This is a genomic window from Pantoea sp. USHLN298 (genome assembly GCF_037149395.1).
Taxonomy (GTDB): Bacteria; Pseudomonadota; Gammaproteobacteria; order Enterobacterales; family Enterobacteriaceae; genus Pantoea; species Pantoea astica.
The window spans coordinates 266,117-279,645 of sequence record NZ_JBBCRO010000001.1; the positions used below are offsets into that span (position 1 = coordinate 266,117).

Genomic DNA, 13,529 nt, shown 5'->3' on the forward strand with positions numbered 1-13,529 from the left:
CAAACCGGCACTGAACGCCGTTCAGTGCGCAAGGTGGAGAAAACCTATGCCATTACTCTATGTGGCGATTGGCGTCGCGTTACTGCTGCTGCTGATGATTCGCTTTAAGCTTAATGGATTTATCGCGCTGATTCTGGTGGCGCTGGCGGTCGGTGTGATGCAGGGCATGCCGGTCAACAAAGTGATTACGTCGATTAAAGCGGGCGTGGGCGGCACGCTCGGCAGCCTGGCGCTGATCATGGGCTTTGGTGCTATGCTCGGCAAGATGCTGGCTGATTGCGGGGGCGCGCAGCGCATTGCCACCACCTTAATCGAAAAATTCGGCACAAAGCATATTCAGTGGGCGCTGGTGCTGACCGGCTTTATCGTCGGCTTCGCGCTGTTCTATGAAGTCGGTTTTGTTCTGATGCTGCCGCTGGTGTTTAGCGTTGCTGCCTCAGCGCGCGTGCCGCTGCTGTATGTCGGGGTGCCGATGGCGGCTGCGCTCTCAGTCACCCACGGTTTTTTACCGCCGCATCCTGGTCCGACCGCTATCGCCACGCTGTTCAATGCGGATATGGGCAAAACGCTGCTGTTCGGTACGCTGCTCGGCATTCCTACCGTGATTCTGGCGGGGCCGGTCTATGCCCGCTTCCTGAAAGGCATTGATAAACCGATCCCTCAGGGGCTTTACAACCCAAAAACCTTTACCGAAGCTGAGATGCCGGGATTTGGCGTCAGCGTCTGGACCTCACTGGTGCCGGTGGTGCTGATGGCGCTGCGCGCGGTCGCCGAAATGCTGCTGCCAAAAGGCCATGCGCTGCTGCCTTACGCCGAGTTCTTCGGCGATCCGGTGATGGCAACGCTGATTGCGGTACTGATTGCGATCTTCACCTTCGGTCTGAACCGTGGCCGCAGTATGGATCAGGTGATGGAGACCCTGAGCGATTCGATCAAAATCATCGCCATGATGCTGTTAATCATCGGCGGCGGCGGGGCCTTTAAGCAGGTACTGGTCGACAGCGGGGTGGATAAATATATCGCTAACATGATGCACTCTACCCAGCTGTCACCGATCTTTATGGCCTGGTCGATTGCGGCGGTACTGCGTATTGCGCTGGGGTCGGCAACCGTTGCGGCGATCACCGCGGGCGGCATCGTCGCACCACTGATTGTAACCAGCGGCGCCAGCCCGGAACTGATGGTGATTGCAGTCGGGTCGGGCAGCGTGATTTTCTCTCACGTCAACGATCCGGGCTTCTGGTTGTTCAAGGAGTATTTCAACCTGACTATCGGGGAAACCATTCGTTCGTGGTCAGCACTGGAAACCATCATTTCGGTCTGTGGCCTGATCGGGTGCTTACTGCTGTCGATGGTCATCTGACCGGCAGCCGCTGGCAGCGTGTCTGCCAGCGGCTGGCTGTGTTAACCGGCCTGCGTCATACCGCCAGTGCGCGGAAAGCCGCCAGCTCCGCCTCTGACATCCCCGCCTCCCGCGCGGCCTGGCAGATCTGCTGCCAGCTGGTGCTGTCCAGCGGAATCCCTTCACGATCGCGTGCGATACGATTAGCCTCTTCCCACTCACCCGGAACCTGAATCGGCGCATCGCCGCTGCGGGGTGACGCTTTCACCCAATCAATAAACGCTTCCGCCTCATCCTGCATCGCGGGTGCATCAAACGCGTCGGGATTAAGAATGATGGTGGTCATACAGTTAAAGATGGCGTCATTGCCGCTCTGCAACGTGGCCTGATGGGTTGTCCGTCCGCCCGACAAGGCACCACCAAATATTTCACACAGCGTCGCCAGCGCGTAGCCTTTATGCAGCCCAAAGGGCAGCAGAGAGCCATAAGGTGACTGGTGCATCACGCCAGGATCGGTGGTGGGCTGGCCCTGCGCGTCGATCAGGTAACCTGGCGCGACCGCTGTGCCTTTGTTCCACGCGACGCGGGTTTTGCCATAGGCGATGCCGCTGGTAGCGAAATCAAGCAGCAGCGGGCGGGCATGTGGACGCGGAAAGATGGCACAGAATGGATTGGTGCCGAAGCGGCGATCGCTGCCGCCAAACGGCGCCACCATCGGGTCGCCCATCACGTTGACGAAGTGGAAAGAGACGAAGCCGGCCGCTGCACACTGCTCCGCCCAGTGACCAATACGACCAATGTGATGCGAATGATGAAGGCCGACCGCGGCGATGCCCAGTTTCTGCGCCCGTTCAATGCCGAGCTTCATCGCTTCCCAGGCCGCGACCTGACCGAAGCCCTGATGGGCATTCAGCGTCAGCACGGCACCGCTGTCTTTATCGAGCGTAGGGCGCTGATTCAGTCGAAGATGCCCCTGTTTCAGTGATGCCATGTAACTGGGGATCATCCCGACGCCGTGCGAATCGTGTCCGGCCAGATTGGCGGCCACCAGGTGATCGGCCACCAGGCGTGCCTCTTCCGGCTGGCTACCGGCAGCGAGCCAGATAGCTTCGGTGAACTGATGCAGCCGGGCGGCATTAATAGAGTGTAGGGTGCTCACGATGTTCTCCATTTCAGTGGGATAGTTCATCCTGGGTGGAAAAAGGCAACACGGCAAGTGCGATTACGGGCAGGAAAAGGGCCGCGAAATGCGGCCCGCTGTCTTGATAACAGGATGAGGCTGAACGCCTTAATGTGGCTGTTCAAAACCTGCTTTAATCATCTGTTCCCGCAGCGCACGCGCAATCTCGCGGTTGCCGCCAGTGACCGGATAAATCACGTTATTCACCACATCATCAAGATAATGCTCCTCGAACTCCTGCATCGTGAGTTGGGTGCCGCCTTCATCGTTGATGGCGAAAGAACCTTTGATGTGGTCGCCGCTATTTTTTGCCTTGAGGCTATAGCGGCCCATGCTGGTATTAATCGTGCTCATAAGATCTCCTTGCTAAGCATATTCAGGTCTTAACCAATGAGGCCCGCCTTGCCGGTTAAATTTTAGCCAGGATTTTTCTGTAAAACGAAAAGCGGCGAGCGGTAAAATCCGCAGTTGCGATCTCACTCTCAGAATTTCGATAAAAACCGCCTGAATCCGACAAGGGCGGCGGGGCGATCAGGGGAAGCGGCAAAGGGTTTTATTTTGGCTATACTCTTTATGGGAAAGGTTTTTTTACTGGTGAGGGAGAAGGAAATGAAAATTATTCTGTGGATTATTGCCATCATTTTTATCGTGGGACTGTTAACCCTGACAGGGGTGTTTAAACTGATTTTCTGATCGCGCTTTTCGGCTTCAGCGGGCACCTTGATCAGGTGCCCGACACATTTTTATGCTGGCCAATCAGGCAATGGGTGATTGGGTCCATCCGCGTCTCTGGCAGCAAATCTTTTACTCCCAGCCGCTTTTTACAATGTGCACAGCAGGCTCCATGAAAAGTGAGAGGCTCCCCATCCCGTTCAGTGAAAACAAACCGGGCACTCCCGCACTGGCTGCAGCGAATTTTCATTACCATCCTGACTCTCCTCCCCCTTTAGTAACAATCCGTTGAGTTAGTGCGCGATCGATACCACAGGTAAACGTTCCTTATTTATTTCCTGACAATATTATCGCGCCGTTCGCAGCAAAAAATAGTGTCTTGTGGCGAGCGTTGTTTGTTGCCAAATGCGAATCGAATGGCAAAAAAAGCACTTCTTTGATTTAAATCAATGTTTATTGTCGACTGCCTGAAATGCAGCCAGATAGCCGGCTGAAGCGGGGTTGCTGGGCCTGAGGGGTTGATCTGACTCAGTAAAAAAGCAGATTTAATTATCTGAAAATCACCCGAGGTGGTCAGTAGCGGGCAAATTTTTTTGGTCTGATGACTCGCTGGGTTAAAAAAAGCCGGCAAATGCGTTGGCATTGTTTTTCACTACCCGCTAAAAAAGGGCGCGATGAGCGCTTTTTTGCTGTCAAAGGGCTAAAGTCAGAACGGCAGGAATTTTCTGGTTAGCGTAAGCAGTCCAATTACTTTTGATGCAAAAAGAATCCGGATTCCAGTGAGTTAACGGATTTTACCGGTTAAAATCACCGGCCCTGGAAGCGGTTTTTTCGCAAGGCAAAAAGTGGAAAAGTGTGATGCGTAAGCAGAAAGTCGAAATTTATCACTTTTTCATCAAATGACACTGGACAAATCTCTCCGCAATTGCTGTACTAGATGGCGACACAGTTTAGTGTCCATTTTTCATGTAAAGGTAATATAGATGTCTAAGATCAAAGGTAACGTTAAGTGGTTTAATGAATCCAAAGGATTCGGTTTCATTACTCCTGAAGATGGCAGCAAAGATGTATTCGTACATTTCTCTGCAATCCAGAGCAACGGCTTCAAAACTCTGGCTGAAGGTCAGCGCGTTGAGTTTGAAATCACCGACGGCGCGAAAGGCCCATCTGCTGCTAACGTTATCAGTCTGTAAGTTAACAGTCAGAATTCTAAAAACCCGCCTGATGGCGGGTTTTTTTATGGCAAAAATCACCTGAAAACTCCCTTCATTGCCCGCTGTGCCCTCGCTACGCCGCACAAACTGCGCGACGCTTCACAATAAATCCTCGTAACATAATCATAACAACCTTACTTGCAGCTTTTTCTTGTCCAACGCTATATAACAGAGCGACAGGACCAGGCTATTGAGGAAACAGGATGAACATACGTCAGGCGGATTTAAAAGACAGTTTTGCCTTGAGTGCCTTACTGAGTGAGCTGGGCTACGGCGGCACGGAAAATTTCATTGAGCAGCGCCTGGCGCAGTTAAGCAGCGATCCCAGCGAAGCGCTGCTGGTGGCGGAGTTCGGCAATCAGGTGCTCGGTTTTTTATCAATGCACTTTATTCCACAGCTGGCACTGGCCGGCGATTTTGCCCGCATCAGCTACTTCTGTATCGCTGAAGGCGAACGCAGTAAAGGCGTCGGCCAGCAGCTATTACAGCACGCTGAATCACTGGCGGCACAGCGCGGGTGCGATCGGATGGAAGTGCATTGCCATCACTCCCGCCTCAAGGCGAATCAGTTTTACGCCCGTGAAGGTTACGTTGAATCGCCACGCTATCACGTTAAAGATCTGCCCGCGCGTTAGCCTCACGGCCGGAAGCGATAACCAGCGCCTCGGCTATCATCTCCCGTTGTTCATCCCTGAGGCTGGCAATGCTGACGCGGATAAACTGCGTGGTGCCCAGGCTGCAGCGCTCACCCGGTAACACGGCGATACCGCGTGCCGCCAGGGTGATCATGGCAAACTGCTCTGAAGCGACCGGGATATAGAGGCTAAGCCCATCCTGTGGCGGCAACAGAAGTCCGCGCTGCGCCAGTGCTTGCCGCAACTGCTCGCGTCGCTGATGATAAACATCCCGCGCGCTGGCGACCTGCTTCTGCGTCGTTTCATCTTCCAGCAACCACGCTACCGCATCCTGTAATATCCGGCTGGTCCAGCTGACACCAAAGTTTCGCCACGCCTGGATGCGTTTTACCATCTCTGCGGTGGCCGACAGTACCGCCAGACGCAAATCGGGGCCGTAGGCTTTAGAAAACGAGCGGACATGCAGGGTTCGCTCGGGAAACTGCGATCCCAGACTCCAGCCCGCTGCGGCGGAAAGATCCCCAATCCCATCGTCTTCCACAATCAGCGTGCTGCTGTTCGCCAGTAGCTGGGCCAGCGCCTGACGTCGTCCGACACTGATGGTGCGCCCGGTAGCCGAATGGGTACGTGGCTGATAGATCATCATCACCGGCGCACGGGTGAGCAGCTGACTTAATACCTCAGGCAACGGTCCCTCCGCATCGCAGGCCAGCGGCAAAATTTCAGCGCCCACGTTATCCAGCATATCGAGCAGGCGAGTGGCTGTCGGGTCTTCGATGATCACCCGATCGCCGGGTGAAACCAGCGTCTGTACCAGCAGATTCATCGCATCGAAACCCCCATCGGTTGCCAGAAAGGCTTCCGCCGCATAGGGCCAGCGCGGCGTGACCGCCTGCAACAGCGGGGCGGAAATCGGCTCACGAACGTAGCTATTCAGTTGAGGCGACCGCAACGCCGCCTGTAGCGCATTGTGCAGGTCAGGTAACAAGGCGGGATCGGGAGAGGCCATCGCCAGATCGGCGCGAATGTGTTCGCCATAGTTGCCGATCTTTTCAAAGCGGATCGGCCGCGGCATCACGGTGTTGCCACTGACCCTGACGCCACTGCGGCCTTTTCCCGCCAGCACTTTATGCTGCCTTAGCCGCGACCAGGCAGCGGAAACGGTTGCCGGGCTGACGCCCAGCCGCTCCGCAATATCCCGTACCGCCGGCATCTGCATGCCGACGGCAATCTCACCGTCGCGAATCAGGCGGGATGCCGTTTGGGCGATGCCTTTTACCGACGGGGTTGTTATCTGACTACAGAACCACTCTGGATCGATCATTTGCGTCATAAGAAAATACTTTGTTCAGTAACAAATTAATGATTGTTCAGCTCAGTATTCCGGATCTAGTATCAAATTCAAGCACTATTTGAGCTATCAACCCACCCGGCTTCACGGCACGACGTAAACGGAGAGATCATGGCAAGGCTGAGTATCAGACTGGCAGTGCGCGACTGGGACTATTTCACCCCACTGGCGCTGGGCGATATCAAACCGGACAATTTTGATCTGCACATCGACCGCGTCGGCACGCTGGTGAACGATCTCGCCACCAGCCCCGATTACGATGCGGGAGAGGTGTCGTTCAGCCGCTACGCCCAGGCGCGGGCCAGAGACGATGATGCTCTGCTCGGTATCCCGCACTTCTTGATGCGCGGTTTTCGCCAGCGCTGCATTATCACTACCGCCGACAGTCCCATCACCACGCCTGCAGAGCTGAAGGGCAAAAGCATCGGTGTTACCGGCTGGCAGGATTCGGGCAATACCTGGACGCGCACGGTACTGCGCGAAGCGGGAGTAGACATTGACGACGTTCGCTGGTTTGCCGGGCGACTGACCGCCGATCATCCGATTGTCGATCGGCTGGCCGGATTTGGCCGGCCAGGCCGGATAGAGCCAGCGCCGGGCGAGCGTCCTCTGATTGAGCTGCTGAAAGCGGGAGAGCTGGATGCGGTCTTTACCCCGTTTATGCCGGAAGGTTTTTTCCTGCCGGCGTCCGGTCTGCGCCAGCTCCAGCCGGACTTCTATCAGGCCGAGCGAGCCTACTTTCATCGCGTCGGTTACGTGCCCGGCATTCATATTCTGGCGTTAAAACCGGCGCTGGCGGCACAGCATCCGTGGCTGCCTGCCGCTCTGAGTGAAGTCATCGATCGTTCCTACGCGCTATGGATGCAAAAACGAGAGAAATATGCCGATACCACGCCGTGGCTGCTGGACGATCTGCGACGCACCGCGCAGGAATTACCGGCCGGCTGGAATCAGAATGGTTTTACCGCTAATAGAAAGATGATTGCGGATTTTGCCCGTGAACTGTTCCAGCAGGGACTCACCCACAAATTACTGACGCCGGAAGCGATGTTTCCGCTGGCAGGAGGAGAGAAATGATGAAAATTGCGATGGGACAATTTGCGGTCAACCGTGAATGGCAGGAGAACGCCACACTCTGTCTGGATTTAATGCAGCGCGCTGCCGCTGGCGGGGCCGATCTGCTGGTGCTGCCGGAAGGGGTGCTGGCGCGGGATATTGCCGATCCCGATTTAGTGCTGAAAGCCGCACAACCGCTGGATGGCCCATTTCTCACCCAACTGCTGGCAGCCAGTGAGAATAACGATCTGACCACCATGATGAGCGTGCATGTTCCCACTGAACAGCAGAAAGCGCTCAACGTACTGATCGCTATCCGCAACGGGAAAATCATTGCCGCTTATGAAAAATTGCATCTCTACGATGCCTTTGCGATGCAGGAGTCACAGCGGGTCAATCCGGGACATGTCATCCCGCCGCTGGTTGAGGTCGCGGGGATGAAAGTCGGCCTGATGACCTGTTATGACGTACGTTTCCCGGAACTGGCCCGCCGGCTGGTGCTGGATGGCGCGGACCTGCTGGTGTTGCCTGCTGCGTGGGTAAAAGGACCGCTGAAAGAGATGCACTGGGAGCTGCTGACCCGCGCCCGTGCGCTGGAGAATACCTGCTACATGGTGGCGGTAGGCGAGTGTGGCCCGCGCAATATCGGTAACAGCCTGGTGGTCGATCCGCTTGGTGTTGTCATCGCGAATGCGGCTGAATCGCCAGCGCTGATGTTTGCCGAGCTCGATCCTGAACGCGTGGCCTATGCCCGCCGCGTGCTGCCGGTGCTGGAGAATCGTCGTTTCGCCCGTCCCGAACTGAACTGACCCCTGATCCTGGAGGACGAACCATGACTAACAGAGTGACCGCCTTAACGCTGGCGCTGGGACTGACCGCAGGCCTGGCGCAGGCTGCCGACACCCTTCCGACCCAGACGGTCGATCAGGCTTTACACGATCGTTTGCCGGAACAGATCAAACAAGCGGGACGGATGATTTCCGTCAATAACGGCTCGTTTCCGCCCTATGAGATCGTCAATGGCCCGCACTCAATGGAGGGCGCATCGGCGGATCTCACTACTGCACTGTCGCAGCTGCTGGGCGTGAAGATCGATCATGCCACGGTGAGTGGCCTGTCCGGCGTGCTGACCGGGATTAACGCGGGCCGCTATCAGCTGGCCATCGGCCCGATTGGCGATTATCCGGATCGCCAGCAGAAGGTCGATTTTATCGATTTTGTGCAGGAGTTTGTGGTGTTTGGCGTACAGAAGGGCAATCCGGCGCAGATCAATCAGCTTGAGGATACCTGTGGCAAACGCATTGCGGTGATGGCGGCGGGATCGGCGGAACAGGTGATACGCCAGCAATCCGCCCGCTGTACGGCCGCCGGAAAACCGGCAGTCACGGTGCAGGCCTTTACCGATCAGCCGTCGTCGATTCTGGCGGTGCGCTCGAAACGTTCGGATGCTTTTTTCTCTTCACAGGCGCCACTGACCTGGTTTGTTAATCAGGCCAAAGGTCAGCTCGAACTGTCAGGCAAAGGACAGAAAAACGGCTTTGGTGACATTTTCCAGGGAACCGTGGTGCCGAAGGGATCACCGCTAGGTGGCGTGGTTCTCGATGCCTATAAGGTGCTCTATCAGAACGGTACCTATGCCGCCATCATGAAAAAATGGCAGCTGGAGGGCAACATGACCGCAGCGCCCGGGCTGAACCTGGCCAGACAGGAGGCGAAATGAGTCTGATTCGCCACGATTCGCCGATCAGGGAAGAGCGGCGCGATGAGGCGCAACTGCGCGACGTCGCTTTCGCCCGCAGCGCACCCGCCTATGGACGCTGGATCAGCTGGATTGTGGTGCTGGTGGTCGGCTCCAACCTGCTGTGGCTGGTGATGACCAACCCCAATTTTGAATGGCAGGTGGTGCTGAAGTGGTTCACTGAAGGCTCGGTGCTGAAAGGGTTACAGGTCACGCTGGGACTGACGGTGATCTCAATGGTGCTGGGCACGCTGCTGGGGCTGCTGTTAGGCGTCTGGCGGCTCTCTGATAACCGGCTATTGCGTGGCATCGCCGGGCTCTATATCTGGTTTTTCCGTGGCACGCCGCTGCTGGTGCAGCTGATCTTCTGGTACAACCTTTCCACGCTGTTTCCCGCGCTGTCGCTGACGCTGCCGTGGACCGACATCACTCTGGCCAGCTGGAATACCAACGATCTGATCACTCCGCTGACCGCCGCTATCGCCGGACTGGCGCTCAATGAAGCCGCTTACATGGCTGAAATTATTCGCGCCGGACTGCTGTCGGTGGATAACGGCCAGGTAGAAACCACTCAGGCATTTGGTATGAGCCGGGCGCGGGCGCTGCGACGAATTATTATTCCTCAGGCGATGCGGTCGATCATTCCGCCTACTGGCAACCAGCTGATCAGTATGATCAAGGCGACATCGCTGGTCAGCGTGATTGCGATGGGCGATCTGCTCTACTCAGTCCAGGCGATCTACAACCGGACCTTTGAAATTATTCCGATGCTGATGGTGGCGGTTATCTGGTATCTGCTGATCACCTCAATCCTCAACCTCGGGCAATCCGCCATTGAGCGCTATTACGCGCGCGGTACCCGTCGGGTGACCAGCGTAGCGAAGCGCCCGTCGCCACGAAACAACAGCGTACCGCGACAGAAGGAGGAGCAATGAGCCAGACTGAACCGTTAGTCTGCGCCCGTAACGTGCAGAAGCGTTACGGCGATAATCAGGTGCTGAATGGGATCGATCTTGATGTCTGGCCCGGTGAGGTGGTGGTGATCCTGGGACCGTCGGGATCGGGTAAATCGACCTTTCTGCGCTGCATCAACCATCTCGAAGAGATGAATGGGGGATCGATTCGGGTAGGTGATGAGCAGATTGGCTACGTGCTGAAACGCAATCTGCTGCACCGTTTGTCGCCGCGTCAGATCGCCCGTCAGCGGCAGAAGATTGGCATGGTGTTTCAGCAGTTCAATCTCTATCCGCACATGACGGTGCTGCAGAACATCATTGAAGCGCCCATTGGCGTCCATAAATTTCCGCGTCAGCAGGCGCTGGAACATGCCCGATCGTTACTGGCAACGGTGGGGCTGAGTGACAAGGCGGATGCCTGGCCGCGCCATCTGTCGGGCGGTCAGCAGCAGCGTGTGGCGATTGCGCGCGCGTTAGCCATTAAGCCGCAGCTGATGTTGTTTGATGAACCGACGTCGGCGCTGGACCCGGAACTGGTGGGCGAAGTGCTGGCGACGATGCGCACGCTGGCCGATCAGGGATTGACGATGATAGTGGTGACCCATGAGATCAGCTTCGCCCGTGAGGCGGCTGACCGGGTGGTGTTTATGGATGGTGGCGTGGTAGTGGAGCAGGGCACGCCAGCAGAGGTGATTGCTAATCCTCAGCATCCCCGCACTCAGGCATTTCTCAGCCGTTTTATCTGATACTGAGGCCAGTGCGATCTTACTCTGTTACAGATTGCAGTTGTCGCGGCAGGCAAACTGCGCGTAAATAACAGTCACCGTTATTCGCTGAAGTTGAAAGGTTAAATATGGAAGGTATCAGTATTGCCAAACTGCTGATCATCGGTGCGCTTATCGTACTGCTTTTTGGCACCAATAAGTTACGTTCTCTGGGTGGCGATCTGGGCTCCGCAATCAAGGGCTTCAAGAAAGCCATGAAAGATGAAGACACCAGCGCAACCCGGACCACGGCTGAAGACGTACCGGCCGATCGCGTCGTCCATAAAGATTAATCGGTTATTGGCTGAAAATAACTGTTACTTTTTATGTCTGACCGGCATTAAAAAACCAGACTGCTGCCAGTCTGGTTTTTTTATCTTTGCCGATCAGCAGCGCGAGCTTATTTAACTTCCAGCCCTTTCGCCTGCATATCCGCATGATAAGAAGAGCGGACAAACGGGCCGCAGGCTGCATGGGTAAAGCCCATCGCCATCGCTTCTTCTTTCATCTCATCAAATTCCGCCGGGCTGACGTAGCGCTGAACCGGCAGGTGATGACGGCTGGGCTGCAGATACTGGCCGAGCGTCAGCATAGTCACGCCGTGACGACGCAGATCGCGCATCACTTCGACGATCTCTGCATTGGTCTCACCCAGACCCACCATCAGACCCGATTTGGTCGGAATATCAGGATGCGCTTCTTTAAAGCGCTCCAGCAGTTTCAGTGACCACTCATAGTTAGCGCCAGGACGAACCTGACGGTAGACGCGCGGCACGTTTTCCAGGTTGTGGTTAAACACATCCGGCGGCGTAGCGGTCAGAATTTCCAGCGCGCGATCCATCCGGCCACGGAAGTCAGGCACCAGGGTTTCAATTTTAATGGTCGGATTCTTTTCACGGATCGCACTGATGCAGTCGGCAAAGTGCTGAGCACCGCCATCACGCAGATCGTCACGGTCAACCGAGGTGATCACCACGTAACGCAGACCCATATCAGCGATGGTCTGTGCCAGTTTGCCCGGCTCGTTTGCATCGGGTGCGTTAGGCCTGCCATGCGCCACGTCGCAGAATGGGCAACGGCGGGTACAGATCGCGCCGAGGATCATAAAGGTGGCGGTGCCGTGGTTGAAGCATTCAGCAAGGTTAGGGCAGGAGGCCTCTTCACAGACCGAGTGCAGCCCATTTTTTCGCATCGCGGCTTTAATGCCCTGAATACGACTGGAGTCAGCAGGCAGCTTGATTTTCATCCATTCCGGCTTACGCAACATCTCTTGCCGTTCAACGGCCACGGTTTTCACCGGGATCAGCGCCATTTTGTCTGCGTCACGATATTTGACGCCGCGTTCCATCTGAATTGGTTTACTCATAAATCAGCAGGTTCCGGTCGGATTGCGATTTGAAAGCGTTCTCACTCAACCCGAGAAGGGTGCTTTCAACTTTATTTGAAAAAAGTGCAAAAATTATATCATCTCATCGCCCCGGAAGCAGCCACCGTCAGCGCGGATAAGTTACATATTTGTAAATTCGCATTCAGCGTTAAGGCTGAAGCGGCAAATCTTCCTCTGACCATTCAACATTTTCATAACCTGTCAGACGGGCAAATGCGTCAACCAGCGGGGCCTGAACCTGTTCCAGCCGGATGTCTGGCTGAAACTGCTGCAGCTGGGTCATGCTCATGCCCGCATAGCCACAGGGATTGATTCGCGAAAAGGGTGCCAGATCCATGGCGACATTCAGCGCCAGACCGTGAAACGAGCAGCCTTTACGGATCCGCAGCCCGAGTGAACAGATTTTTTGTTCACCCACATAGACGCCAGGCGCGTCGGCGCGCGCACGGGCATTGACGCCAAATCCGGCCAGGGTAGCAATCACCGTCTCTTCCAGCGCGGTTACCAGCTGGCGTACGCCTAGCTTGCGGCGCTTGATATCAATCAGCACGTACATCACCTGCTGGCCCGGTCCATGATAGGTGACCTGGCCGCCACGGTCGCTCTGCACCACCGGAATATCGCCGGGCATCAGCAGATGCTCCGCTTTTCCTGCCTGGCCCTGGGTAAATACCGCAGGATGTTCCACCAGCCAGATCTCATCGCGACTCAGGCTGTCGCGCTGGTCGGTATAGTGATGCATGGCGTCGGAGACGGATTGCCAGTCGCGTAAACCTGACCGGCGGACGAGAAGGGTTTCAACTGACAAAACGATGGCCCGCTTTAACAAATTAAGCTGAGAATAACGTCGGCAAACCGTCCGGGTAAGACGCTTCGCCGACTCTGCAAATCAGAGCACCATGCGTACGATTTCAATCTGGCCCAGCTCTTCGTACAGGCGTTCAACCTGCTCGATGTGGGTGGCGGTAATGGTGATGTTTACGGAGTGATAGTTGCCCTTGCTGCTCGGCTTGACTTCAGGACTGTAGTCGCCGGGCGCATGGCGTTGCACCACTTCAACCACTTGATCAACCAGCTCCGGTTGCGCCAGACCCATTACTTTGTAGGTAAACGGGGTAGGAAATTCGAGCAGTTCATTCAGTTTGGTTTTCATATTGACTCCGGTGCATAAAAAAAGACTCCCGCCTGAGCGGGAGCATCATAATAACCTGTAATGGAGGCGATGGGGTGACTT

Annotated in this window: 17 protein-coding genes; 10 read left to right on the plus strand and 7 right to left on the minus strand. The window is 55.8% G+C overall.

The features are described from left to right. The first annotated feature begins 46 nt into the window (after positions 1 to 46). Positions 47 to 1,363 carry a gluconate transporter gene (gntT, locus tag WFK59_RS01360; RefSeq protein ID WP_233984943.1) on the plus strand — a complete coding sequence of 439 codons (1,317 nt, stop codon included), beginning with the start codon at positions 47 to 49 and terminating at the stop codon, positions 1,361 to 1,363. Positions 1,364 to 1,418: 55 nt separating this feature from the next. Here gntT and WFK59_RS01365 read toward each other — a convergent pair whose 3' ends face one another. Both WFK59_RS01365 and WFK59_RS01370 read right to left on the minus strand, forming a co-directional pair. Further along, positions 1,419 to 2,501: a malate/lactate/ureidoglycolate dehydrogenase gene (locus WFK59_RS01365; protein WP_293001415.1), complete on the minus strand. Its 1,083-nt coding sequence runs from the start codon at positions 2,499 to 2,501 to the stop codon at positions 1,419 to 1,421. A gap of 129 nt (positions 2,502 to 2,630) precedes the next feature. Then, on the minus strand, positions 2,631 to 2,876 hold the full coding sequence (locus tag WFK59_RS01370; protein WP_094119617.1) for a hypothetical protein: 246 nt from the start codon (positions 2,874 to 2,876) through the stop codon (positions 2,631 to 2,633). 255 nt (positions 2,877 to 3,131) lie between these two features. Here WFK59_RS01370 and WFK59_RS22065 point away from each other — a divergent pair, with 255 nt between their 5' ends. After that, positions 3,132 to 3,215 carry a membrane protein gene (locus WFK59_RS22065; protein ID WP_019105993.1) on the plus strand — a complete coding sequence of 28 codons (84 nt, stop codon included), beginning with the start codon at positions 3,132 to 3,134 and terminating at the stop codon, positions 3,213 to 3,215. 310 nt (positions 3,216 to 3,525) lie between these two features. On the opposite strand, the gene WFK59_RS01375 is transcribed toward WFK59_RS22065, so the two are convergent. Beyond that, positions 3,526 to 3,837 (minus strand): hypothetical protein, encoded by a 312-nt coding sequence (locus WFK59_RS01375; RefSeq protein ID WP_233984941.1) that lies wholly within the window; start codon positions 3,835 to 3,837, stop codon positions 3,526 to 3,528. A 340-nt stretch (positions 3,838 to 4,177) separates the two neighbouring features. Between WFK59_RS01375 and cspE the strand changes: the two genes are divergently transcribed. Both cspE and WFK59_RS01385 read left to right on the plus strand, forming a co-directional pair. After that, the gene (gene cspE, locus WFK59_RS01380; RefSeq protein ID WP_006118399.1) at positions 4,178 to 4,387 is read left to right on the plus strand and encodes a transcription antiterminator/RNA stability regulator CspE; all 210 of its coding nucleotides are present in this window, start codon (positions 4,178 to 4,180) and stop codon (positions 4,385 to 4,387) included. A gap of 224 nt (positions 4,388 to 4,611) precedes the next feature. After that, complete coding sequence (locus WFK59_RS01385) at positions 4,612 to 5,043, plus strand: GNAT family N-acetyltransferase (protein ID WP_233984940.1); 432 nt, start codon at positions 4,612 to 4,614, stop codon at positions 5,041 to 5,043. Here WFK59_RS01385 and WFK59_RS01390 read toward each other — a convergent pair. After that, positions 5,021 to 6,376, minus strand: coding sequence for an aminotransferase-like domain-containing protein (locus WFK59_RS01390; RefSeq protein WP_336754854.1), 1,356 nt, complete (start codon positions 6,374 to 6,376; stop codon positions 5,021 to 5,023). The two genes, WFK59_RS01385 and WFK59_RS01390, sit on opposite strands and share 23 nt — an antisense overlap. A 129-nt stretch (positions 6,377 to 6,505) precedes the next feature. Here WFK59_RS01390 and WFK59_RS01395 point away from each other — a divergent pair, with 129 nt between their 5' ends. The 6 genes from WFK59_RS01395 (at position 6,506) to tatE (ending at position 11,201) form a co-directional block, all read left to right on the plus strand. Continuing rightward, on the plus strand, positions 6,506 to 7,471 hold the full coding sequence (locus WFK59_RS01395; protein ID WP_233984938.1) for an ABC transporter substrate-binding protein: 966 nt from the start codon (positions 6,506 to 6,508) through the stop codon (positions 7,469 to 7,471). Beyond that, entirely contained in the window at positions 7,471 to 8,259 is a 789-nt protein-coding gene (locus tag WFK59_RS01400) for a deaminated glutathione amidase (RefSeq protein ID WP_336755122.1), read from the plus strand. Before WFK59_RS01395 ends, WFK59_RS01400 begins: the two co-directional genes overlap by 1 nt. Positions 8,260 to 8,282: 23 nt before the next feature. Then, positions 8,283 to 9,170 (plus strand): ABC transporter substrate-binding protein, encoded by an 888-nt coding sequence (locus WFK59_RS01405; RefSeq protein ID WP_336754855.1) that lies wholly within the window; start codon positions 8,283 to 8,285, stop codon positions 9,168 to 9,170. Then, positions 9,167 to 10,123: an amino acid ABC transporter permease gene (locus WFK59_RS01410; RefSeq protein WP_233984935.1), complete on the plus strand. Its 957-nt coding sequence runs from the start codon at positions 9,167 to 9,169 to the stop codon at positions 10,121 to 10,123. The genes WFK59_RS01405 and WFK59_RS01410 overlap by 4 nt, the downstream gene beginning before the upstream one ends. Next, the gene (locus tag WFK59_RS01415; protein WP_336754857.1) at positions 10,120 to 10,890 is read left to right on the plus strand and encodes an amino acid ABC transporter ATP-binding protein; all 771 of its coding nucleotides are present in this window, start codon (positions 10,120 to 10,122) and stop codon (positions 10,888 to 10,890) included. Before WFK59_RS01410 ends, WFK59_RS01415 begins: the two co-directional genes overlap by 4 nt. Positions 10,891 to 10,997: 107 nt before the next feature. Next, a complete protein-coding gene (tatE, locus tag WFK59_RS01420) occupies positions 10,998 to 11,201 on the plus strand; it encodes a twin-arginine translocase subunit TatE (RefSeq protein ID WP_094119626.1) in 204 nt (67 codons plus the stop codon). Positions 11,202 to 11,308: 107 nt separating this feature from the next. Here the strand turns inward: tatE and lipA are convergent, their stop codons facing one another. From lipA to ybeD, 3 genes are all read right to left on the minus strand, one after another. Continuing rightward, positions 11,309 to 12,274, minus strand: coding sequence for a lipoyl synthase (gene lipA, locus WFK59_RS01425; RefSeq protein ID WP_094119627.1), 966 nt, complete (start codon positions 12,272 to 12,274; stop codon positions 11,309 to 11,311). Between the two features lie 169 nt (positions 12,275 to 12,443). Beyond that, a complete protein-coding gene (gene lipB / locus WFK59_RS01430; RefSeq protein ID WP_233984933.1) occupies positions 12,444 to 13,103 on the minus strand; it encodes a lipoyl(octanoyl) transferase LipB in 660 nt (219 codons plus the stop codon). Positions 13,104 to 13,184: 81 nt separating this feature from the next. After that, positions 13,185 to 13,448 carry a DUF493 family protein YbeD gene (ybeD, locus tag WFK59_RS01435; RefSeq protein ID WP_094119629.1) on the minus strand — a complete coding sequence of 88 codons (264 nt, stop codon included), beginning with the start codon at positions 13,446 to 13,448 and terminating at the stop codon, positions 13,185 to 13,187. Positions 13,449 to 13,529 lie beyond the last annotated feature (81 nt).

Excerpts from the sequence above, each read along its gene's own strand:
- gntT (WP_233984943.1), top strand. The coding sequence starts at position 47 with ATGCCATTACTCTATGTGGCGATTGGCGTCGCGTTACTGCTGCTGCTG.
- WFK59_RS01370 (WP_094119617.1), bottom strand. The coding sequence starts at position 2,876 with ATGAGCACGATTAATACCAGCATGGGCCGCTATAGCCTCAAGGCAAAA.
- WFK59_RS22065 (WP_019105993.1), top strand. The coding sequence starts at position 3,132 with ATGAAAATTATTCTGTGGATTATTGCCATCATTTTTATCGTGGGACTG.
- WFK59_RS01375 (WP_233984941.1), bottom strand. The coding sequence starts at position 3,837 with ATGCCAACGCATTTGCCGGCTTTTTTTAACCCAGCGAGTCATCAGACC.
- cspE (WP_006118399.1), top strand. The coding sequence starts at position 4,178 with ATGTCTAAGATCAAAGGTAACGTTAAGTGGTTTAATGAATCCAAAGGA.
- WFK59_RS01385 (WP_233984940.1), top strand. The coding sequence starts at position 4,612 with ATGAACATACGTCAGGCGGATTTAAAAGACAGTTTTGCCTTGAGTGCC.
- WFK59_RS01390 (WP_336754854.1), bottom strand. The coding sequence starts at position 6,376 with ATGACGCAAATGATCGATCCAGAGTGGTTCTGTAGTCAGATAACAACC.
- WFK59_RS01395 (WP_233984938.1), top strand. The coding sequence starts at position 6,506 with ATGGCAAGGCTGAGTATCAGACTGGCAGTGCGCGACTGGGACTATTTC.
- WFK59_RS01400 (WP_336755122.1), top strand. The coding sequence starts at position 7,471 with ATGAAAATTGCGATGGGACAATTTGCGGTCAACCGTGAATGGCAGGAG.
- WFK59_RS01405 (WP_336754855.1), top strand. The coding sequence starts at position 8,283 with ATGACTAACAGAGTGACCGCCTTAACGCTGGCGCTGGGACTGACCGCA.
- WFK59_RS01410 (WP_233984935.1), top strand. The coding sequence starts at position 9,167 with ATGAGTCTGATTCGCCACGATTCGCCGATCAGGGAAGAGCGGCGCGAT.
- WFK59_RS01415 (WP_336754857.1), top strand. The coding sequence starts at position 10,120 with ATGAGCCAGACTGAACCGTTAGTCTGCGCCCGTAACGTGCAGAAGCGT.
- tatE (WP_094119626.1), top strand. The coding sequence starts at position 10,998 with ATGGAAGGTATCAGTATTGCCAAACTGCTGATCATCGGTGCGCTTATC.
- lipA (WP_094119627.1), bottom strand. The coding sequence starts at position 12,274 with ATGAGTAAACCAATTCAGATGGAACGCGGCGTCAAATATCGTGACGCA.
- ybeD (WP_094119629.1), bottom strand. The coding sequence starts at position 13,448 with ATGAAAACCAAACTGAATGAACTGCTCGAATTTCCTACCCCGTTTACC.